The sequence below is a fragment of the Planomicrobium sp. MB-3u-38 genome (genome assembly GCF_002836425.1).
In the GTDB taxonomy this organism is placed as follows: Bacteria; Bacillota; Bacilli; order Bacillales_A; family Planococcaceae; genus Planococcus; species Planococcus okeanokoites.
In genome coordinates, this window is sequence record NZ_PJBO01000025.1 from 1 (window position 1) to 460 (window position 460).

At 45.7% G+C, this 460-nt stretch carries 2 tRNA genes and 1 rRNA gene; all 3 read right to left on the reverse strand.

From position 1 onward, the window contains the following. Positions 1-26: 26 nt before the first annotated feature. The 3 genes from CXF70_RS07375 to rrf all read right to left on the reverse strand — a co-directional run bounded on the left by CXF70_RS07375 (position 27) and on the right by rrf (position 327). A tRNA-Ser gene (locus CXF70_RS07375) sits at positions 27-116 on the reverse strand. Between the two features lie 7 nt (positions 117-123). Then, positions 124-198: transfer RNA gene (locus CXF70_RS07380), tRNA-Asn, on the reverse strand. Positions 199-210: 12 nt separating this feature from the next. Beyond that, positions 211-327: ribosomal RNA gene (gene rrf / locus CXF70_RS07385) — 5S ribosomal RNA — on the reverse strand. Positions 328-460 lie beyond the last annotated feature (133 nt).

Sequence of the window (460 nt, forward strand, 5' to 3'; positions counted from 1 at the left end):
ACTGAATTTAATGATGAGTTATCTACTGGCGGAGAGCAAGGGATTCGAACCCTTGAGACGGTTGCCCGCCTACATGATTTCCAATCATGCTCCTTCGGCCACTCGGACAGCTCTCCAGAAAAATGGCTCCGAAGGTAGGACTCGAACCTACGACCATCGCATTAACAGTGCGGTGCTCTACCACTGAGCTACTTCGGAATAATATGATCAGCCTGGCAACGTCCTACTCTCACAGGGGGAGATCCCCCAACTACCATCGGCGCAAAAGAGCTTAACTGCCGTGTTCGGGATGGGAACGGGTGTGGCCTCTTTGCCATCATTACCAGACTAATTACTAATTTGAAAGACAAGATTTATTATACCAATTCTGGTGATTAATACAAGCTTTTTTCAAAACTTTTATCTTATTCTTTCAAAACTGGATAAACGACATCGAAACGGGTGATGCGAAGCGATTCAT